We start from the raw sequence: 19,541 nt of genomic DNA, 5'->3' as shown, positions 1-19,541 counted from the left end.
CCCTAGTTCGCAGCCCGGGTCCGGTAGAGACGCCGTGACCAGAGGTAGCCGATCAGCCCGATCACCACACACCAGCCGATGGCCCGGAGCACGTCCGAACCATCGGGCGATCCGGCCAGCAGACTGCGGAAAGCGTCGATGACCGGCGTGAACGGTTGGTACTCCGCGAACCACCGCAGCCCGGTCGGCATCGACTCGACCGGCACGAACCCGCTGCCCACGAACGGCAGCATGATGAAGATCATCGGCCGGTTGCTCGCGGCCTCCGGGTTCGGACTGGCCAGCCCCAGAGCCACGGTGAACCAGGTCATCGCGAACGACAACAGCGCGAGCAGACCGATCAGACCCAACCACTGCATCGCCGAGGTGGCGGTCTCCAGACCGAGCAGGAACGCAACGCCAAAGACCGTTGCGAGTGCCAGCGCAGTCTGGACCATCGCGCCCAGGACGTGGCCGGTGAGCACCGAGACCTTGGCGATGGCCATGGTTCGGAACCGGTCGATGATCCCGCCTGTCATGTCGGTGGCGACCGAGACCGCCGTGCTGATGGACACGCTTGCCACCGTCATCGTCAGGACCCCGGGAGTGATGAATGTCAGGTAGTCGCTGCGGTCCCTCGCCGGGGCTCCGGGCAGACCGGCGCCCATCGTGCCGCCGAAGACATAGACGAACAGCAGCAGGAACAGCAGCGGTAGGCCGATCAGCATCAGCGTCTGCGAGGGGTACCGAGCCATGTGCTTCAGGTTGCGGCGCAGCATGGTCGCCGAATCGCGGACGCCATACGTCGCGGTATTCATGCCGGCACCTCCTCGGGAGAATCGCCGGCGGTGGAGTGGTCGGTGAGAGCCAGGAACACGTCATCCAGGCCCGGGGTATGCACGGCGAGCCCGGTGACCGCGTCGTCGCCGATTCCGGCCAACAGCCGTCGCAGCGTGGTGAGACTGCCGTCGTGCGGCAGGGTCAGGGTCAGCGCCGCGGCGTTCGGGTTCGCCTCGGGGAACTGGCGTGCCAGCTCGGCCAGTCGTTCACCGTCGGCGGCCTGAAGCTCGACATGACCGCCGGAGACCAGCCGCTTCAGCTCGGCGGCGGTACCCTCGGCGACCAGCCGTCCTTTGTCGAGCACACCGATCCGGTCGGCGAGCTGGTCGGCCTCCTCCAGGTACTGAGTGGTGAGGAAGACGGTGACCCCGTCGGCCACCAACTCCCGCACGATCCCCCACAGGTCACGGCGGCTGCGCGGGTCGAGGCCGGTGGTCGGCTCGTCGAGAAAGATCAGCCGCGGCCCTGCCACCAGGGTCATGGCCAGGTCCAGCCGCCGCTTCATACCGCCGGAGTACGTCCCCGCACGCCGGTCGGCAACTTCAGCCAGGTGAAACCGCTCCAACAGTTGCGCTACCACGCTCTCCGCATGGCTACGGTCGAGGTGACCGAGGTCGGCCATCAGCCGCAGATTTTCCCGCCCGGTCAGTAGCTGGTCTACGGCCGAGAACTGTCCGGTCACTCCGATCGACGCACGCACCTGGTCTGCCTCGCGCTGTATGTCGTACCCGGCGACCCGAGCCTCACCGGCGTCTGCAGGCAGCAATGTGGAAAGGATCCGGACTGTGGTGGTCTTGCCGGCCCCGTTGGGCCCGAGCAGGGCGTAGACGGTGCCTGCGGGGACGGCCAGGTCGACTCCGGCGACTACCTCATGGTCGCCGTACGACTTGCGTAGCCCGGCGACCTCGATCGCATTGATTCTCGTCGTCATGCCAACCATGCTGAGAGGTTGCCCCTGCGGCAGGGTCAACTGTTGCGGCTACATGGCCTCGCACCCCCGAGACGTCGGCCTGTGACTCCACACCGGCCAGTCGGCTGTCGTGCGAGCGGGCCGATCTCTGGTAACTCAAGAACTACGCCCCCTGTGATCAATTCTGCCTCTTGGCGAACCTGTGGAACCTCGCAGATCGACTCTTCGATAACTTTTCCCTCATCCTCCCGACAGGGAGTGCTACAGCTGGGACGTTTCGTCTGGTGGGAGGAGGGTGGGTTCTGGTGGGGCTCTGGATCGCAACCGCCCTGTCTGAAGTGTTTTAGTCCGTCAACTGCGTGTGAGACGGCGATGGCCGATGAGTACGGCGGCTATGCCGACGAGGGCGAGGAATTGTTCGGCCTTGCGTTCGTAGCGGCGGTGCAGGTGCCAACAGCCGGCCGGCCAGGACACGGTCCGCTCGACCACCCAGCGGTGGCGTCCGAGCCGCTGTGAGTAGTCGATGCCTTTGCGGGCGCTGCGGTGTCGGATGCCGCGTTTGCGGAGCCATCCGCGCAGGTGGTCGTAGTCGTAGCCTTTGTCCGCGTGGAGCCTGCCGGGCCTTCGGCGGCGTGGGCCTCGCCGGGATCGGATGGGCGGGATGCCACGCACGAGTGGCTCAAGGCCGAGGCTGCCGTGCATGTTCGCGCCGGAGACACCCAGCGACAGCGGCAGTCCGTTCCGGTCAACAATCAGGTGGATTTTCGATCCTGCTTTGCCGCGGTCGGTCGGATTCGGTCCCGCCAGTGGCCCCCTTTTGCAGCCCGGAGGCTCACGGAGTCGATTGCGCACCGGGACCATTCCAGCTCGCCACGGGCGCCGAGTTCGTCGAGGGCGACACGGTGGAGCCTCGCCCAGACCCGGTCCCGGCTCCACTGGGCGAAACGTCGGTCCACCGTCTGCCAGCACGGACCGAACACCGGAGGCAACTGCCTCCACGTGCAGCCAGACGTCGCCACGAACACGATCGTGGCCAGGGCCTCACGGTCGCCCGCCCGCCGCCGGCCCCCACCCTGCGGACGCTTCATCTCCGTCGGCGGCACCACCCGCCGAAACAGCACCCACAACTCGTCCGGCACCAGCCGCTCAACCAGATCCGTCATGCACCGTTCTTCGAACGACAACGCCATAAGAAGCGCTCACTTGGTGATCGCTTTGAGGCGGGGGTCCATGAGTGCGGCGGAGTCGGTGGCGAGCACGGCGACTTCGTCCCGGCCGGGGGCCGGCCGGGGTCGGCGTCAGGTGACGCGGGATGCTGCTCGACGACCAGGGACAGGGCTTTCGTCGATCCCCGAGAACGCATTACGCACGCCCTCGGATAACCGTTCGCCCCCTGCAGGGACCTGATGACGGGCGTGGCCGTGGTGAAGGCAGAGCGTCGCCATGGGCTACCCGAGCCAGATGATGTCCAGCATGTAGAGGCGTCCGGCCGGGCGGTTGATCCAGTAAACGGCAGTGAGATGTCCGACCGCGGCGGAGCGGCGTCCTCGGGATCGCGGGGCCGGACGCGGTCTCTGTCACTCGGCTGCAGAGCAGCGCATGCCACTTGGCCGAGACCGCGCAGCCGTGGTGGCTACGCCGTTCGGCGGAATGCTGTTTCTTTCGGAACGCGGGGGGTTTGGCGACGGAGCCGGTTGAGATGGTGCCCTTGGTGAGGAAGAGTCTGTGGTCATGGAGTACTTCTGCTACCACCAAGACCGGCTGGGCTCCCTCGCGTTACGCGAGAAGTTGCTGGAGGAGCACTGGTTCTGCATGGACCGGTACGCGAAGGAGCTGACCGCTCGCGGTCCGACCTTCGCCGATGATGGTGAAACGCCCACTGGAAGCGTGCACATCGTCGATCTGCCCGATCCCGCAGCTGTCCGTGCGTCCGCCTTCGACGTGCCCAACCACCAGGCCGGTGCGTACCGGGACGTGCTGCTGCACCGGTGGCGCAACGTGTTGGGGCGCACCCTGGGGGATTTCCCCGGTGGGCCGGAGCGGTGGCAACCGGTACCTGGTGCTCGGCCTCGGCGAGGGCCTGGCCGCAGACCTCGCCCTGCCGCCCGACCAGGACGAGCTGATCGCGTACGGGCCGCTGCTGTCCGACAACGGCGACACATGGCTGGGTACGGCAGCGCTGCTCAGGGCCCCGAACCCGGATACGGCACGCGCCGCCCTGCCTCCGGACCGGTACGCGGACATCGAGGTCCACGACTGGGAGTTCGGCAGGCGTCGATGAACCACGGAGGCACCGGGCCGATGCCATCTGCGGAGCGCATTGATCTGGGACGGGGGCGGTGACGGTGGCGATGCGGGCGGTTCCATTGGTGGGCGGGCCGGTGGAGATATGGGGTGCGCTGGACATAGAGACCACAGCGGCAGGGGTGATGCCGCGCCGGTTGCCGGCGTGGACCAGGGAGCAGTACCAGGACCCGTCGGTCTACGGCGCGACCGTGATGCCTTCGGGGGTGCGGCTGGTGTTCCGCACCGATGCGCGGGCATTGGAGTTCGAGGTACTCACCTCCACCGGCCAGCTCGACACCGACCCCCGCCCTCGCCCCACCGGGATGCTGGAGTTGTTGGTGGACGGTGCCCTGGCCGGGCGTCGGCAGGCGCCGGTGGGCAACGTGCTGCGGATGGCGGGCCCCGGAGCCGTACAGCGACTCGTCCCGGGCGAGCCCGGGACCGTACGGTTCGCCGGACTGCCGGCCGGGATGAAGAACGTCGAGCTGTGGCTTCCGCAGCAGACCCCGACGGAACTGGTGGCACTGCGCGCTGACGGCGACGTACTGGCGCCGCTGCCGGACGGGCGGCACCGCTGGGTGCACCACGGCAGTTCCATCAGCCACTGCATCGAGGCTGACGGCCCGACCGGGACCTGGCCGGTGGTGGCAGCCGCGCTCGGAGGAGTGGAGGTGATCAACCTCAGCCAGGCGGGCAACGCGCTGCTGGATCCCTATGTCGCCCGGACGATCCGTGACACGCCCGCCGACCTGATCAGTCTGAAGTTGGGCATCAACGTCGTGGCCCTGTCCGCCTTCCGGTTGCGGACGTTCGGCCCGGCGGTTCACGGATTTCTGGACACGATCCGGGACGGTCACCCAGACACCCCGCTGCTGTTGATCTCCCCGGTGAGCTGTCCGGCCCTTGAGCAGGTTCCCGGCCCGACCGAGACCGGACCGGACGGGAGGATCACTGCCCTGGGCGACCCGGCCGATGTGGCCGGCGGCGCACTGTCGCTGACGGTGGTCCGTGCCGAGCTGGCCCGGATCGCTGCGGCACGACGGGCGTCTGATCCACACCTCCACTATCTCGACGGACGAGCGCTGATCGGACCGGATGAGGCGGACGACCTGGCCGACGGCCTTCACCCCACCGCCGCCGCGTACCGCCGAATGGGCGAGCGCTTTGCTGCCCACGCCTTCGCGACCGGCGGTCCCTTCCGCTGAGCTTTTCTTGACCTCCGGCGTCGAAATGCGCTTCGAACTGGGCCGCCGGCCTGGGCATTCGCCGGACGGCAGGTACCGCGAGGAGGCCGGCGGCCAGGAGGCGTTCCCAACTGCGCCGCTGCGCGAGCTTCTGTCGCCAGTCCGGTGCGCAGGGGGGGAACCTGGCTACGGGCTGCGCCTCGACCGCGATGTGGACAGAATCGGGTGCGAGTGGGTGGCCCGCTCTGACCGGCCGGTGTCTGTCCGGCCAGGAGCAGTCGCCAGTGCGTCGCGGCGCGCATGCCCACATCCGTACGCGTCATTGCCCGCATCCGCCCGCCGACGCGCGTCCGGGGAGTCACCGCAGGCGATGGACTGCAGCGCGGCATGCCACTCCAGGTGCCGTGACTGCACCGCCTGCGGGTCCGCCCGGAGCCACTGGTCGAGGGAGTCGGCCGAGGCTCGGCCGCCTCCCAGCTCGTGCTCGGCGTGCGCGAGGGCGTGCGCGGCCACACCCGAGCGGGGATACAGGACCAGCGCACAGTCGGCCAGTTCGTACGCCTCGCACACCCGGCCCTGCTCCGCCCTGGTCGAGGCCAGCCAGCTCTGCCACGGCCAGCTGTCCGGGCCGGCCACCGCCGCCTGCCGCTCCGTCAGCGCATCGCCGTGCGCATGGTAGGCGGCGTCCCCACAGGAGGAGAACGCGCCCAGCATGAGCCCGGCCTGCTCGTCGGCAGGCCACCGGGTGAAGTGGTCCTCCAGGTGATCGGCGGTCAGCCGGTACTGCCGGATCCACCCTCGACCTCATTACCAGTGCCCGACCGTTCCTCGCGGGGGAGAAGATGTGTCCCGCTATCCCTCGGACACTTCCGACGCCGAATGGGCCCTGATCGAACCGCTGTTACTCGAGCCTGGCTGCGAGACCCGGACCGGGTGCCGGCCGGAGAGGCACCAGCGACGCGAGATCGTCGACGGGATCCGCTATGTCGTTGACACCGGCCAATGCCGTTGTTCGAGAGGCGCAAGTAGTTCCTCTCCCAAGCCGGGTGACCGCCGGGGTGCTGGTTCGTTGATCCAGACCTGCTGCCGGGGCGCCGGCCTTCGCCGGATCAGGCGGGATCGTCTGGTCGCGGCCGTTTCCCGGCAGCCTCCTGGCACATCCTTGGGGCGAGGGCCAGGAGGACCGAAAGATTCTGGACCATCTCTACGGGGAGCCTGGCCCACGGCTTTCCGTAGCCGTGCCGATGGATCTCCAGCCAGCCTTGTTTCACCGTGACCCGGTCGACCTCGCGCCAGCTGATCCGGTGGTCGAGGTACCCGACACCGGCGGGATCGAGGTGGGCCCCGAAGAAGTCGACCCGCTCGCCCGCCTTCAGCCGGTCCCTGTCCTGCGGCAGCCGTACGCGCGTGAATGTCTTGTCCAGTTCGTCGATGAACCGTGCGACCCCCTTGTACGCGTCGGTCACCGTGATCTCGGCGCCTTCACGGGGACGCACCCAGAGTTCGTGTGTGGTGACGCTGGTGATCCCGTTCGTCACTTTGGTGCTGCTCCGCCGGATGCCGTCGATCTCGTCCCATGAGTACGCCTCCGGCACGTGCCCGGCGACCTCCCGGACGATTCCGTGCTGGTAGTGACCTACCCAGACCTGCGCCTGCCGTCTCGTGAGCGCGAGGAAGAGGAAATACCCGGCTGCGGCGACTATGGCGGTCCCCAAGATGAGCAGCGGCAGCCCGTAGTACCAGGCGCCATGGCTCCGCTGGCCCTCCACTGCGGCCGAAATCCCCAGCCAGAGCACCGGCAGTCCGACCAGTGCCGGCAGCAGCACCACGATCCACGGAAAGCGCTTGGGCTCGGTCCACACCAGCCCCTGGCGCGACCCGAGTTCGAACTCCCGCGCGACTCTGCGCATGGTGGGTGGAACAGGAGTGGAACCACGATCCGACACAAGCCCCCCAAGGCCAGACAGTTGAGGGCCATTGTCGGGGAGAGGAGCCCGTACGGGAAGAGCGTGCCCCGGCCCGGCGCATCAATTATGCGGATGGTCCCGCGCCTTCGGGCCGGGACGGTCCCCCGCTCTCGTCGCCGTCCCCGGCCCAACGACGTCCCGCGGCGCTCGCTCGGCAAGGCAGACGCCGGCGTCGGCCACCACGGTCTGGGCCTGACCCTGCACACGGGCTGGGGCACGCACGCTTACTCCGGGTTGATTTCCTCTCCCGGAGCTTCCGAAGGCCGGCGGCCTGGCCGCCGCGGGAGGCGACACCGTGCTGTTGGAGGCATCGTCCCCGGACGGCACTGCCCGGTTCCTCGTGCCCAGGCACGGGGACTCCGTGCCTGGGCACAGCCTGGAACTTGTTGTGCACGGCGTGGAGGGCGCCGCGCCCTTGATGGCGGCGGTCAGGTATGTGGGCGGGGCCAGTTCTGAGCGGGTGCTGCTCGTGCCAGTGGTGCTGGGGCGTTATGGCCCTGCGGCCTCGTACGTCCGGCTCTCGGGGTTCGTCGGGGAGGGATGGACGGCCTCCGTGGCGGCACCGGTGGGTTCGGACAGCACGTGGGCCGTCGAGACGGTCACGCTGTCCGTCGGCGCCTCACTCAATGAGCGTTTTCCAACCTCACGCTGATGCGTGGTGAAGGACGACTACTGCCTTCACGACGTTGGTGATGCGGTTGGTGCCGCAGCGGAGTTTCCGCAGGAGCCGCCAGCCCTTGAGGGTGGCCATGGCCTGCTCGCCAAGGCAACGGATCTTGGCGTGGGTGGTGTTGTGGCGGCGCTTCCACTGCTTGAGGCGACGGCCCCGAAACGGGACCCGGACGTGCCCACCGGCTCCTTGGTACGCCTTGTCCGCCCAGCACTTGAGGCCCGCTGAAGCGAGGGCGTCGATGATCCCGTGCTGCCGGGCGGCGGTCAGATCGTGGGTCGAGCCGGGCAGAGCCGGCGAGGCCCAGAGCAGCCGTCCGAACGGATCGGTGAGGATCTGGACGTTCATGCCGTGGCGTTTGTGCTTCCCGGAATGTGCGCCGTGAGGCGCTCGTTGTTCGAGTGGAGGTGAAAGACCACCACCATCGTCCTGTCGCAGCAGGGCGGTTGAAGCTGGGGGCAGCCTGAACCGGGAGGTGCCGGGGAGGGCGGGAAGCAGCCCCGACAAAGCCGGGACGTACCAGCACTGCCAGATGGTGCGGGTCCGGCAAGCGAAACGGAGAGGAGTACGCGAGGAACCGGCGTCTACGCCTCCTTAAGGCACGCCAGCTCGAACCTGGTGGATGAGGGCCGGATGCGGTGCGTCCCTGCTGGATATTCGGCTGGCGGGGAACTTCCCGGGTGATTTATTTCGGTCGCGCGGGAAGGCCACGGTGAAGTGCTGCGGGGTAGCCGCGGGGGCATAGCCGGGCTCCTACTCCGACAATCGAACAGCGAGCGAACACGGGAACCGTCCCGGTTCCGCCCTCCTGCCGCGCATCCAGCTCGGGCGGAGGGCTGGGTCCATCGTCGGCCGATCGAGCCGGGGCGGGGCGGAGCCGCCGTAGTACTCCGAGCCGGGGAGAGCCCGGCACATGGGAAAGGGCGGCAGCGGTTTCGAGAAGGGAAGGAGGCTGCAATGCCGAAAGACGCACCGCTGAACAGCGGTGCTCCCGAGGCCCCGCTGGGGTCTCACCAGCGGGTATCGGGAATGCAGACCAAGCTTCACCGTTGGGCGGCGGCCGATCACGGCCGCAGGTTCGACGATCTGTTCAACCTCGTATGCGACCCGGCGACGCTGCTCGTGGCGTTCGAACGGGTCGCGGGCAACAAGGGAGCCCGGACCCCGGGCGTCGACGGCCTCACTGTCGTCAACGTTGAGCGGGAACTCGGCCTCCCGGGCTATCTGGAGGACCTGCAACGCGTACTGAAGACGGGTGAATTCCGCCCGCTACCGGTGCGCGAACGCAAGATCCCCAAACCCGGCGGAAGCGGGAAGGTACGCAAGCTCGGTATCCCGACCGTCTCCGACCGGGTGGTCCAGGCGGCCCTCAAGCTGGTGCTGGAGCCAATCTTCGAGGCCGACTTCCTGCCGGTCTCCTACGGTTTCCGGCCCATGCGGCGCGCACACGACGCGATCGCCGAGATCCACCGCTACGGCACCAGCGGCTATCGCTGGGTGTTGGACGCGGATATCGAGGCGTGCTTCGACTCCATCGACCACACGGCCCTGATGGACCGGGTGCGCGCGAGGATCAAGGACAAGCGCGTGCTGCGGCTGGTCAAGGCGTTTCTCAAAGCCAGCGTCCTCACTGAGGGCGGCGGCCACGAGGAGACCTTCACCGGCACCCCGCAGGGCGGCATCCTCTCCCCGTTGCTGGCGAACATCGCCCTGTCCGCGCTCGACGAGCACGTGATGGAGCCGTGGGAGCCGGGTGGGAGGATGTCCACCAGAGGCAGGCGGGCACACCATCGCCTCCACGGCCGCGCGAACTGGCGCATCGTCCGCTACGCGGACGATTTCGTCGTCCTAGTCGACGGCAGCCGTGACGACGTCGCCTGCGCGAGGACATCGCCGACGTACTGCACCCTCTCGGGTTGAGGCTGTCACCGGCCAAGACTCAGATCGTGCACATGTCGGACGGGTTCGACTTCCTTGGTGCGACACGATGTCGCATGGTTCGAGCGAGCGCGCTGATTGGAGGGCTGAGACCGATGACAGCAGCGTAGCTCCGGATAAGTGTTCACAGATCCGTCCCCGCTCTGACGTGCGTTGCTGGTAACGGCAGGGTGCGAAGCTCAGGGAAGACGCCCAAGGGCTCCCGCTCCATCCGGGAGCTACAGGCAAGGGGAAGACCGGACGGGCGAGTACACGCGAACTCTCGATGATGCCTCGACATCGATACCCCCGGAGATGGGATGAACCGCTGGGGGCAGGGCTGGCCGTTGCGAAACGGCAGGCGGCGGCTGGTGACTAGGAGCCAGCCGCGCAGAACACCGCCGCCCCGGGGTACAGAGAGCGCCCACCCCGGTCGGAACTCGACCATGCGGAACGTGAAAACCCCGTCGGGGTCCGGGACTTGTCCCGGTAAGCCGACCGTGAGGGAGGCCCAACTCCCCGGCGGGAGCAGGACGGTCCAAGAAGCCAATGCCGGTACGCCGAAAGGCGACGGGAAACCGGGACACCAAGGCCGCACCCTTCGCGGTCGTCTCGCATAACCGGCCGGATACAGGCACCTGCCTGGCCCGAAAGGGAGCTGACGTGGACCGGGTGAGCCTTTGATGCACCAAAGCTGAAGTACCGGAACCGAAGGACAAGTTGGACACAGATGACGGCACACGCATTCGCTCTCGCGATGGCGGCCCTCGGAGTGAACGGACCGGAGGACGCGGCCCCCGACTGGGACGCCATCAACTGGCGCACCCACGAGGACCACGTACGGCGACTGAGGCAGAGGATCTTCAAGGCGACGAAGGACGGGGACCTCAAGAAGGTCCGCAATCTGCAAAAGCTGATGCTGCGGAGCCGAAGCAACACGCTGGTCAGCGTGCGGCAGGTCACGCAGCGCAACGCTGGCCGCAAGACGGCGGGCGTCGACGGAGAGGTCGCCTTGACCTCCCGCGATCGAGGGGACTTGGCGGAACGGTTGCACCGCCATGCATCACCCCTCAAAGCCCTGCCAGTCAAGCGGGTCTACATTCCGAAGGCGAACGGGAAACAGCGTCCCCTGGGAATTCCGGTGCTCGCGGACCGCGTGCAGCAAGCACGCGTGAAGAACGCGCTGGAGCCCGAGTGGGAGGCCCGGTTCGAGCCGAGATCTTACGGATTCCGGCCCGGACGGGCAGGCCATGACGCGATCGAGGTCATCTTCAAGACGCTCTGCGGCAACCGCAGCAAGCGCCGATGGATCCTGGACGCGGACTTGGCCGGGGCATTCGACCGGATCGACCACGATCACCTTCTCGACAGTCTCGACACCTTCCCCGCACGGGGCATGGTCCAGGCCTGGCTGAAGGCCGGCGTGATCGCGTCCGGCGAGTTCACACCGACCGAGGAGGGAACTCCTCAAGGAGGCGTGATCAGCCCGATGCTGCTGAACGTGGCCTTGCACGGAATGGAGCACGCGGCAGGGGTCCGCTACCGGCCCAGCGCACACAGTGGCGCTGAGACGGTGAAGGAATGCCCTGTGCTGGTCAGATACGCCGACGATTACGTGGCGATGTGCCACAGCCGCGAGCAGGCCGAGCAGGTCAAGGCCAGTCTCACGGCGTGGCTGGAGCCGAGAGGACTCCGCTTCAACGAGGACAAGACGCGCATCGTCCACGTTGAGGACGGGTTCTCGTTCCTGGGCTTCGACATCCGCCGCCGAGTCGATCGGCAGGGCAGCGGAAAGCTGCTCATCACTCCCAGCAAGGAGTCGGTCAAGCGGCTCCGGAAGCGGCTGAGCGCCGACGTGCGTTCCATGCACGGCGCGAACGCGGCCGCGGTGGTGTTCCGGCTCAACCCGGTCGTCCGGGGATGGTCGGCCTACTACCGGAGCGTGGTCTCGGGCCGGGTCTTCACCGACCTGGACCATCACGTCTGGCACCTCACCTACCGGTGGGCCAGGCGTTCGCATCCGAACAAGTCGAGAGGCTGGGTTGCGACCCGGTACTTCGGCAAGTTCCACAAGTCCCGGCAGGACCGGTGGGTGTTCGGCGATCGCGATAGTGGCGCCCACCTCACCAAGTTCGCCTGGACGAAGATCGTCCGGCATGTCCCGGTCCTCGGCGGAGCATCTCCCGATGACCCCGCCCTGGCCGAGTACTGGACCGAACGGCGGCGCAAGAAGAAGTCCCCGCCCGTGGACGAGCACACCGCCCGGCTTCTGCGAAGCCAAGGCGGACGCTGTCCAGCATGCGGGGAATTCCTACTGCACGCCGAGCACGAGCCACGCAGCCCACGCGAGTGGGAACAGTGGTTCATGACCGTCCGGCGAGTGCTGGCCAAGCAGCACATCGTCGAACAGGTCGACGGCCAGAACCGGACCTTCTACCGGCTCCTCCACGCGCACTGCCGACGGCAGATCCTTGCCGGAAAGGCGGTGCACCAGCCATGATGCCGACGCGGAAACTTCGCCGTCCTCGGGGCTTGCTTGAGCCGTGGTGCCTGGAAAGCGGGCACGCCCGGTTCTGAGGGGGCGGGGACGCAGCAATGCGTCCCCGCTACCCGACGGTTCCACATCCAGTGGCGCCGCAAGCGAGGCTCGAACAAGTGGTACGTCTACACCTTCATCGCCAAGAGGCCCATCCGGCAGCTGAAGGACAAGATCTTCGTTGCGCAGCACGGTCCAACTCGCCTTCAGCGCCGCCAGCTTAGAAGAGGCTCACTGGCAGGGGCGTCTTGTGGCGGGAGCAGCTCTCTAGTCAGGCGTCCCTTCGCGCTTGCTTCGTCGGGCGAGGTTTCGGGCCTGCCCTTCGTGAATGTCGCTTGCCCACTCCCAGCCGGGTTTGGGAGATGCGACCCGTGGATCGCTGGAAACCCGGGCGTCACGTAGGTCCTCCACGTACGCTCGATCCAGTTTGATCCTTGCGCGTACCTCATCATTCCTGGCGACGGACCCATGTCCGGGGATGAGGACATCGACGTCGTCCGCTACGCCCTCAAGCAGCCCTAGCCCGACGAGGTAGTCCTCAATCGGGTTATCGGTGTCGTCGAGCATGGGAACGAAGACGTCGGAGAGCATGTCGCCGGCGATGAGAACTCGGCGTTCTTCGATCAACAGGGCCGCATGGCCCGGGGCATGCGCCGGATGCTCAATGATCCGCACCTTGGGGCCGTCCCAAGGAAGCTGCGCGGTTTCAGCAGGCAGACCAGTGATGAGGCCGTACAGGTCGAGCGGTGTGTTCTCGGCGATTTCTGGCGGCAGCCCCTCGGCTACGCTGGCCTTCCAGTCCACGTTCGACAACACATCCTGCATAAAGTCCGCGCAGCGGGCTGTGCCGTAACGAGGCGCTTTGCCAAGTTCGGCGTGCCAGAGCACGTGATCCCAATCAGGATGCGTCGAGAACCCTGCCGCCACGGGCCGGCCCAGCCCACGAAGGTCGTTCGCCAAGCAGGTCATTTCGGCACCGGTAATCCCGGCGTCTACGAGTAGCACGCCGTCCCTGCCCTGCACGACAACGGTGTTGTTCTCGAGCAACTCACTCTGGTGGATCAGCACACCCTCGGCGACTTGCTTCAGCATGGGTCCCTCCCCGTTTGATGTCCGCACCCTGCCAGAGGGTCTGGCGCACATCAACACAACCGGACGGGGGTGTGTGATGGCGACTCCTTACGGCGAGACCGTCCACGGAGGCTTCTTCAGTGTTGAGCCCGTGTCAGCTGAGGCCCCTGAGATGGCACTTCAGGTTGGAATAGGCTCACTCGTCGTGGGGAAAGCCGTGAACGCTCACAGCGTAGGACTCGCGCCAGCCGAGGTGCCGCTGGAGCGGCCGCCATTTCTTCTCCTCGCCGATGCTGTGCTCCACGCAGATCCCCGCGCGGAGGACTGCCGTCGGCGCGCCTCGCGCCAAGCGTAGTTCTCACCCAGCGGTACTTTGTCCTTCGGCTTGCGTGGCGGTGCCTGGACCTGGTTGGGGAAGTCGTTGGCCAGGCCCCGGTATCCCTCGTCGACCTTCGCCTTGACCTGCGGATGCAGACACAGCTGCTCGGCGATGCTTTCGGTGCGCATCGCGGTCTGGTCGTGCATTCTGCCGGGCCGGTCGGCCCCGGATTACAGCAGGCGGCCCGAGCCGTCGCTGATGGTGGCGGTCTTGGCGGTGTTCTGCTTCTTCTTGCCGGAGACGAGCGCCTTGCGGCCGGGGCGGCCGGCCCAAGGGCGGCGGACCTGGGTCTCGGTGCCGTCGATGCGCAGCTCGACACCCTCGGCCTCGGCGTAGGCGAAGACATCGGCCAGGGTGCGCAGGCGGATGCCGGGCCGGTCGGGGGCGGCGAAGCCGCGAACAGCCGGCAGCGGGCGGATCTCGTGGATGGCGCAGGTGACGGTTGGGCGGGAGACGCCGTAGAGCCCTGCCAGTGCCGCGTGCGGCATCTGCAGACGCAGGTGGATCACGGTGACCAGGACGCTGTCGGTGAAGACCAGCTTGTGATCCGGCCCGGCTCCGGCGGTCCGCTTGCGCTCTCCTCCACGACGCTCACGCAACTCGGACCCACACCGCCCCAGCCACGGGTCGGCCAACTCCTCGATCAGAACGCCGAGATGTGCACGCTCAAGGCCGCAGAAGGCAGGATGAGACAAGACCGCACGGGCTCGGTAATGCGTCACGACATCACCAACCCGTGCTGCCACCGTCATGTCACCGTTCTCCGGCGGCCCGAGCAACGTAGGACTTCGCGACCAGTTCCTCCACCAAAGCACTCTTCGCCCTCGAGTAGTCCCGCCTGCCCTGGCTGTCGGCACGGAACCGCTGTGCAAGGGCCACCTTCAACGCGCTGTAGCGCCGGACTTCATCGGGCCGCTGACGTAGGTAGTCACGGAGCAAGACGTGATCGAGGTGGGGTCTGGAGCCTGCGACCACGCTGTACAGGTGATGTTCGGGAGCCGCAGGAGGGGCTTGAAAGGCCTCCCGCCCCGGAATCCCCAGATCACCTTCGTGCCGGTAGCCCCGCTCGGTGAGCCGGAAGATCAGCGCGGGCATGGTGGCGTCCTCGGCCACCACGATGTCGAGGTCGATTATCGGCTTGGCGGCACATCCGGGCACGGCTGTGCTTCCGACATGCTCGATGGATACAGCCAGGTCCGCGACATGAGGTGCAAGCCGCTCCCGCAGGTCCTCAAACCGCTCGGGCCATCGGGGGTCGTAGTCGCCGACCACGATCGTGCCAGTCATACCGGCAGTCTCGCAGGGTCGCCAGGGCCCATCGAATCGTTCTGACGGCCCCGGCTATCGCGTACCAAGCCGTTACCCCCGGCCGCACGTTCCAACGCAATATGGCGGTGTCCTATGTGGTGCTTCCATCTGGCCCTCGATGGCCGACAATCCCGTTTTCAGCGCCGCGCGGCAGGCCTCCAGCGGTGCCTGGGCATGCTCGCCCTCAGCCGCTTCGGGGGTCTCCTTGGCGAGGCGGTTGTAGCGGTCCAGCAAGCGGGCCACTTCTCACACCTGCGCGGGGAGATGGATCTGGGCGCACCGCCGGTCGATCACGACAGGCCACCGCCGCGCCCTGGGCTGGGTCCTGCGGGTCCGGCGTCGCCTTGACTAGGTACTTCTCGGTCTGGATGGCACACGTTCCATGGATACCCAGGCGGCACACGCACGTGACCTACGGACATTCTTCAACTTCGGCCCGCGTCACCGCGAGTTCCCTCTGCCGGCTGCCGGGCATGTCGCTTCCTGAACACTCTCCGGGAACGAGGTAACCCCGTCCGCCAGGCCGACGGCACGCCGAACGGCAGCCTGGCGCCCGACATTCACTCCTTCTGACGATCCACGCGGGTGTTGATGACGGCGCATCCCAGCCACAGGGCGTTGCCCGCTCTTCCTGCGGGCAACGCCAGGACGGCTCCCATCCCTCTCGATCGGCCCTACCGCCACACACCCTTCGGGCACGCAAGGTAACGTGAACGTCACTGTGTGGAATCTCGTGTGGTCCCGTGACCGCCGCCTCGGCGTCGCCTGGGTGGTCGCCTTGGTGGCGTCCGCCCTGGTCGCGCTGCTGTTCAGCGTGTGTGACAGCGGCGGGCACCACCGCGCCGCCGTCCCCGACCGCGCGACGGCCGCGAGCACCGTGGTGACAGGTGGCTGTCCCGATCAGGACCTGCCGTGCGCCCACGCCCACGACGAGCATGTCGCCACCCCGGCGCCGGAACTCCGCGCCCCGGGCGCCCCGGACGAAATCGGCTCCGGCGCACTGGTGGTTCCGCCCGCAGCCGGTATCGGCACCGCGGCTGCGTACACGTCCACCGCCCCATCCGCGGTCGGATCGGGCCGTGCCCTGCTCTGCAGGGTGTGCGTCACCCGGACGTGACCAGCCCCGGCCTCCCCGCCCACACGGCAGCATGCCGCCGTGGTCCTGGACGCCTCCGTGCTCACCTCCACCCCCGCACGACCTGACACCGTCCCGTGCCGCCCATGGCGGTGCGCCGGTGCGCCGTGCCGCACGAAGGACACCCGCACCATGACCGAACTGTCCCTGCCCGCCTCCCTGCACACCGTGTTCAAGGCGGTCGGCAACACCCCCGTGCTGTTCATCGACGAACCCTTCGCCCGCGCCCCGCGCGGATTCTGGGCCAAGCTCGAAGGCTTCAACCTCGGCGGCATCAAGGACCGGGCCGCCCTGTACATGGTCGACCGGGCCCGTGAACGCGGAGACCTCCGTCCCGGTGCCCCCGTCATCGAGTCCACCTCCGGGACACTCGGCCTGGGCCTCGCCCTCGCCGGCGTCCTCCACGGGCACCCGGTCCACCTGGTCACCGACCCCGGTCTGGAACCGATCATGGAGCGGATGCTGGCCGCCCACCGCGCGGAACTCCACATCGTCGATCTACCGCATCCCGAAGGCGGCTGGCAGGAGGCCCGCCGTCAGAAGGTCACGGAACTCCTCGGCCAGTACCCCGGCTCATGGTGCCCGGACCAGTACCACAACCCCGACAACGTCGCCGCCTACGGCCCTCTCGCCGACGAACTCGCCGATCAGCTGGGGGACGTCGACATCCTGGTGTGCGCGGTCGGCACCGGCGGCCACTCCGCCGGCATCGCCCGCGGCCTGCGCCAGCACACCCCGGGGCTGCGGCTCGTCGGCGTCGACACCATCGGTTCCACGATCTTTGGCCAGCCGGCCCGACCCCGGCTGATGCGCGGCCTCGGCTCCTCGATCTACCCGCGCAACGTCGACTACGGCGCCTTCACCGAAGTCCACTGGGTGGCTCCCGCCGAAGCGGTCTGGTCCGCCCGCCGCCTGGCGGAACGCCAGTTCGCCACCGGAGGCTGGAGCGTGGGGGCCGTCGCCCTCGTCGCCGGCTGGATCGCCCGCACCCACCCCGAGGGCACCCGGATCGCGGCCGTCTTCCCTGACGGCCCGCACCGCTACTTCGACACCGTCTTCAACGACGACTACTGCCGGACCAACCAACTCCTCGATCCCACCCCGCCCGCCGAACCGGATGTGGTCACCTCCCCCTTCGACTGCGAGGTGACCCGCTGGACACGGTGCACCAACGTGACCGACCCCATGCCCGCGGCCGGCGTCTCCGCCGGAGCCGGCCGGTGAAGCACACCTGGAGCCAGTACCGCTCCTTCGACACCACGGTTCAGCTGCTGCTGATCAACCAGCTGACCATCAACCTCGGCTTCTACATGCTCATGCCCTACCTGGCCGCCCACCTCTCCGGCAGCCTCGCGCTCGCCACCTGGGCAGTCGGCCTCATTCTCGGCGTACGCAACCTCTCCCAGCAGGGCATGTTCCTCATCGGCGGCATGCTCGCCGACCGCCTCGGCCACAAGCCCCTCATCATCGCCGGCTGCACCTTGCGCACCGCCGGCTTCGCCGCCCTCGCCTTCGCCGAATCCCTGCCCGCCCTGATCGCCGCCTCCGCGGCCACGGGCCTGGCCGGGGCCCTGTTCAACCCCGCCGTACGGGCCTACCTGGCCGCAGAAGCCGGGGAACGCCGGGTCGACGCCTTCGCTCTCTTCAACGTCTTCTACCAGACCGGCATCCTGCTCGGCCCCCTCCTCGGCCTCGCCCTGACTTCGGTCTCTTTCCCCACCACCTGCGCGGTCGCCTCGGCTCTCTTCGCAGCCCTCACCCTGCTGCAACTGCGCCGCCTTCCGGAGAACGCCGCAACTGCGCGCGACGACCGTCCCGCCCTGCGCGAACAGGCCGGCACCGTGCTCCGCAACCGGCCGTTCTGGCTCTTCGCCCTCGCCATGACCGGCTCCTACGTCCTGTCCTTCCAGGTGTACCTGGCCCTGCCCCTGGAGACCCAACGCCTCACCGGCGACGGCGCCCTCGCCACCACGGCCACCAGCGCCCTGTTCGTCGTCTCAGGACTCGTCGCCCTCATCGGCCAGCTCCGCATCACCGCCTGGTGCAAACGCACCTGGACACCGGCCCGCTGCCTGACCGCCGGCACGGCCATCATGGGGGTCGCCTTCCTCCCGCCCCTGCTCACGGTCGGCCACCCACAGGCGGAACACAGCTGGACCGATGCCCTCGCCGTCACCCCGCTGCTGCTCTGTGCGGGGCTCCTCGCCGTGGCAACCGCCGTGCTGTACCCGTTCGAGATGGACACCATCGTCTCCCTGGCCGACGGCCGCTGGGTGGCCACGCACTACGGCCTTTACAACACCGTCTGCGGAATCGGCATCACACTCGGAAACCTCGCCACCGGAGCCCTGCTCGACACCGCACGGACCGCCGGCCATCCGGCCCTGCCCTGGCTCATCCTCGCCCTGGTCGGTGGGGGCTGCGCCGCAGCACTCACAGCTCTCAGCCGCACCGGCCGGCTGACCACGACCGAGCCCGTACCTGCCCCGGGCTAGCCACACGGCGGGGCAGGTGCGCCAGCCCCGCCTGCCGCCGACCATCCCTCCCACGACCAACCGGCGCCCCTCCCCAAGGAGGGGGCCGCCGGCCCGGTTCCTCATGTCCTCGCCCCCACCATGAACCCCTGTGTCTCTCAACGAGGTTCAAGACGTCCGCTCCCCGGACCCCGCCACCGACCTGCCCAGCGAGCATCGTCTGCTCCGTGCTCGCTGACGAATTGCAGGCGGACCCGGACTTCGCTGAGCTGATGTCCAGAGTCCTCCGTCTGCGTTCCAGCCCACCGGCACAGGCCACCACTCCCCAAGGCGCAGATGCAGGCCCCCTCCCCACCGAGCTACCCGTCCCGCACGTCGGCCCCGGCTCCAGCCCCGGCCACCCCAGATACAGCCGAGGTACGGACGACATGGCTTCTGGGGCTTCCGCAGATGTTCCCGGCCTACATCGCCATCGCCGTTGCAACGCAGAACGAGGCTGGACGGCCCCTGCAGATTGTCGTCCTGTTCGCGTCGGCCAGTCTGGCAGCGTACGGAGTGTGGCTCGGCAGCCGCCTTCTCCTGCGACACGGACGCAGTCACCTGCTCGAAGCCGGGATGGTGATCAACGTGCTTGTACTGATCAGGTTGGTTCTTTGTCTGATGGGGTCTGAACTCTTCGGCGCAGCAAGTTCCTGTCAGCACCGGCGGGCAGACTGTGACGGCAATAGGTCAAGGTCCACTGTCACCGGACAGATACCCCCTCGAACAAGCAAGGATGATTGACATGCCTCCGACCAGTTCCACCGTTAGCCTCTCGCACCGCGCGGCAGTGCTGATCGCACCCTTCGCCGGAGGAGCGTTAGCTTCCGCAATCGCGTTCCTGGG

General features: G+C 67.9%; 15 protein-coding genes and 3 pseudogenes. 8 read left to right on the top strand and 10 right to left on the bottom strand.

The annotated features are described in order from the left end of the window. Window positions 1–2: 2 nt before the first annotated feature. The 3 genes from EES42_RS35980 to EES42_RS35970 all read right to left on the bottom strand — a co-directional run bounded on the left by EES42_RS35980 (window position 3) and on the right by EES42_RS35970 (window position 2,892). Entirely contained in the window at window positions 3–797 is a 795-nt protein-coding gene (locus EES42_RS35980; protein WP_124722416.1) for an ABC transporter permease, read from the bottom strand. Then, on the bottom strand, window positions 794–1,750 hold the full coding sequence (locus tag EES42_RS35975; RefSeq protein WP_124722617.1) for an ATP-binding cassette domain-containing protein: 957 nt from the start codon (window positions 1,748–1,750) through the stop codon (window positions 794–796). The genes EES42_RS35980 and EES42_RS35975 overlap by 4 nt, the downstream gene beginning before the upstream one ends. Before the next feature lie 330 nt (window positions 1,751–2,080). Further along, window positions 2,081–2,892, bottom strand: a protein-coding gene (locus EES42_RS35970) for an IS5 family transposase (RefSeq protein WP_124722415.1) whose coding sequence is annotated in 2 segments (ribosomal slippage) — window positions 2,081–2,538 and window positions 2,538–2,892 — 813 coding nt in all. Because the reading frame shifts where the segments join, the coding sequence is not laid out codon by codon here. A 568-nt stretch (window positions 2,893–3,460) separates the two neighbouring features. Here EES42_RS35970 and EES42_RS35965 point away from each other — a divergent pair. Together EES42_RS35965 and EES42_RS35960 are read left to right on the top strand one after the other, a co-directional pair. After that, window positions 3,461–4,010: pseudogene (locus EES42_RS35965) on the top strand (YciI family protein). A gap of 70 nt (window positions 4,011–4,080) precedes the next feature. Then, window positions 4,081–5,220, top strand: coding sequence for a GDSL-type esterase/lipase family protein (locus EES42_RS35960; RefSeq protein WP_124722616.1), 1,140 nt, complete (start codon window positions 4,081–4,083; stop codon window positions 5,218–5,220). A 165-nt stretch (window positions 5,221–5,385) separates the two neighbouring features. On the opposite strand, the gene EES42_RS35955 is transcribed toward EES42_RS35960, so the two are convergent. Further along, window positions 5,386–5,913 carry a hypothetical protein gene (locus EES42_RS35955; protein WP_124722414.1) on the bottom strand — a complete coding sequence of 176 codons (528 nt, stop codon included), beginning with the start codon at window positions 5,911–5,913 and terminating at the stop codon, window positions 5,386–5,388. 130 nt (window positions 5,914–6,043) lie between these two features. On the opposite strand from EES42_RS35955, the pseudogene EES42_RS35950 reads away from it, so the two are divergent. Then, window positions 6,044–6,187 (top strand): annotated as a pseudogene (locus tag EES42_RS35950) (transposase); the annotation flags it as partial. A gap of 121 nt (window positions 6,188–6,308) precedes the next feature. On the opposite strand, the gene EES42_RS35945 reads toward EES42_RS35950, so the two are convergent. After that, window positions 6,309–7,109, bottom strand: a complete 801-nt coding sequence (locus tag EES42_RS35945) for a DUF6585 family protein (RefSeq protein ID WP_124722413.1) — start codon at window positions 7,107–7,109, stop codon at window positions 6,309–6,311. Window positions 7,110–7,809: 700 nt separating this feature from the next. Continuing rightward, window positions 7,810–8,211, bottom strand: a pseudogene (locus tag EES42_RS35940) (transposase family protein); the annotation flags it as partial. A 582-nt stretch (window positions 8,212–8,793) separates the two neighbouring features. Between EES42_RS35940 and EES42_RS35930 the strand changes: the two are divergent. Further along, the gene (locus EES42_RS35930) at window positions 8,794–9,756 is read left to right on the top strand and encodes a reverse transcriptase domain-containing protein (protein WP_241196815.1); all 963 of its coding nucleotides are present in this window, start codon (window positions 8,794–8,796) and stop codon (window positions 9,754–9,756) included. A 727-nt stretch (window positions 9,757–10,483) separates the two neighbouring features. Next, window positions 10,484–12,253, top strand: coding sequence for a group II intron reverse transcriptase/maturase (ltrA, locus tag EES42_RS35925; RefSeq protein ID WP_124722412.1), 1,770 nt, complete (start codon window positions 10,484–10,486; stop codon window positions 12,251–12,253). 303 nt (window positions 12,254–12,556) lie between these two features. Here the strand turns inward: ltrA and EES42_RS35915 are convergent, their stop codons facing one another. The 4 genes from EES42_RS35915 to EES42_RS35905 form a co-directional block, all read right to left on the bottom strand. Beyond that, window positions 12,557–13,381: an MBL fold metallo-hydrolase gene (locus tag EES42_RS35915; protein WP_124722411.1), complete on the bottom strand. Its 825-nt coding sequence runs from the start codon at window positions 13,379–13,381 to the stop codon at window positions 12,557–12,559. A gap of 204 nt (window positions 13,382–13,585) precedes the next feature. Further along, window positions 13,586–13,885, bottom strand: a complete 300-nt coding sequence (locus EES42_RS46755) for a hypothetical protein (protein WP_241196814.1) — start codon at window positions 13,883–13,885, stop codon at window positions 13,586–13,588. A 24-nt stretch (window positions 13,886–13,909) separates the two neighbouring features. Then, window positions 13,910–14,338 carry a transposase family protein gene (locus EES42_RS46750; protein WP_241196813.1) on the bottom strand — a complete coding sequence of 143 codons (429 nt, stop codon included), beginning with the start codon at window positions 14,336–14,338 and terminating at the stop codon, window positions 13,910–13,912. Window positions 14,339–14,492: 154 nt separating this feature from the next. Beyond that, a complete protein-coding gene (locus tag EES42_RS35905; RefSeq protein ID WP_124722410.1) occupies window positions 14,493–15,026 on the bottom strand; it encodes a GrpB family protein in 534 nt (177 codons plus the stop codon). A gap of 730 nt (window positions 15,027–15,756) precedes the next feature. Here EES42_RS35905 and EES42_RS35900 point away from each other — a divergent pair. The 3 genes from EES42_RS35900 to EES42_RS35890 all read left to right on the top strand — a co-directional run bounded on the left by EES42_RS35900 (window position 15,757) and on the right by EES42_RS35890 (window position 18,677). Beyond that, a complete protein-coding gene (locus tag EES42_RS35900; protein ID WP_124722409.1) occupies window positions 15,757–16,164 on the top strand; it encodes a hypothetical protein in 408 nt (135 codons plus the stop codon). Window positions 16,165–16,314: 150 nt separating this feature from the next. Continuing rightward, window positions 16,315–17,406, top strand: a complete 1,092-nt coding sequence (locus EES42_RS35895) for a PLP-dependent cysteine synthase family protein (RefSeq protein WP_124722408.1) — start codon at window positions 16,315–16,317, stop codon at window positions 17,404–17,406. Continuing rightward, window positions 17,403–18,677: an MFS transporter gene (locus EES42_RS35890; protein WP_124722407.1), complete on the top strand. Its 1,275-nt coding sequence runs from the start codon at window positions 17,403–17,405 to the stop codon at window positions 18,675–18,677. Before EES42_RS35895 ends, EES42_RS35890 begins: the two co-directional genes overlap by 4 nt. Window positions 18,678–19,541 lie beyond the last annotated feature (864 nt).

This window comes from Streptomyces sp. ADI95-17 (genome assembly GCF_003846175.1).
Classification (GTDB): domain Bacteria; phylum Actinomycetota; class Actinomycetes; order Streptomycetales; family Streptomycetaceae; genus Streptomyces; species Streptomyces sanglieri.
Note: the sequence above shows the minus strand (reverse complement) of the source record. Positions and strands in the feature narration are given on the sequence as shown.

Coding starts and splice junctions, on each gene's coding strand:
- EES42_RS35980 (WP_124722416.1), bottom strand. CDS start 797: ATGAATACCGCGACGTATGGCGTCCGCGATTCGGCGACCATGCTGCGC.
- EES42_RS35975 (WP_124722617.1), bottom strand. CDS start 1,750: ATGACGACGAGAATCAATGCGATCGAGGTCGCCGGGCTACGCAAGTCG.
- EES42_RS35960 (WP_124722616.1), top strand. CDS start 4,081: ATGCGGGCGGTTCCATTGGTGGGCGGGCCGGTGGAGATATGGGGTGCG.
- EES42_RS35955 (WP_124722414.1), bottom strand. CDS start 5,913: ATGCTGGGCGCGTTCTCCTCCTGTGGGGACGCCGCCTACCATGCGCAC.
- EES42_RS35945 (WP_124722413.1), bottom strand. CDS start 7,109: ATGCGCAGAGTCGCGCGGGAGTTCGAACTCGGGTCGCGCCAGGGGCTG.
- EES42_RS35930 (WP_241196815.1), top strand. CDS start 8,794: ATGCCGAAAGACGCACCGCTGAACAGCGGTGCTCCCGAGGCCCCGCTG.
- ltrA (WP_124722412.1), top strand. CDS start 10,484: ATGACGGCACACGCATTCGCTCTCGCGATGGCGGCCCTCGGAGTGAAC.
- EES42_RS35915 (WP_124722411.1), bottom strand. CDS start 13,381: ATGCTGAAGCAAGTCGCCGAGGGTGTGCTGATCCACCAGAGTGAGTTG.
- EES42_RS46755 (WP_241196814.1), bottom strand. CDS start 13,885: ATGCACGACCAGACCGCGATGCGCACCGAAAGCATCGCCGAGCAGCTG.
- EES42_RS35905 (WP_124722410.1), bottom strand. CDS start 15,026: ATGACTGGCACGATCGTGGTCGGCGACTACGACCCCCGATGGCCCGAG.
- EES42_RS35895 (WP_124722408.1), top strand. CDS start 16,315: ATGACCGAACTGTCCCTGCCCGCCTCCCTGCACACCGTGTTCAAGGCG.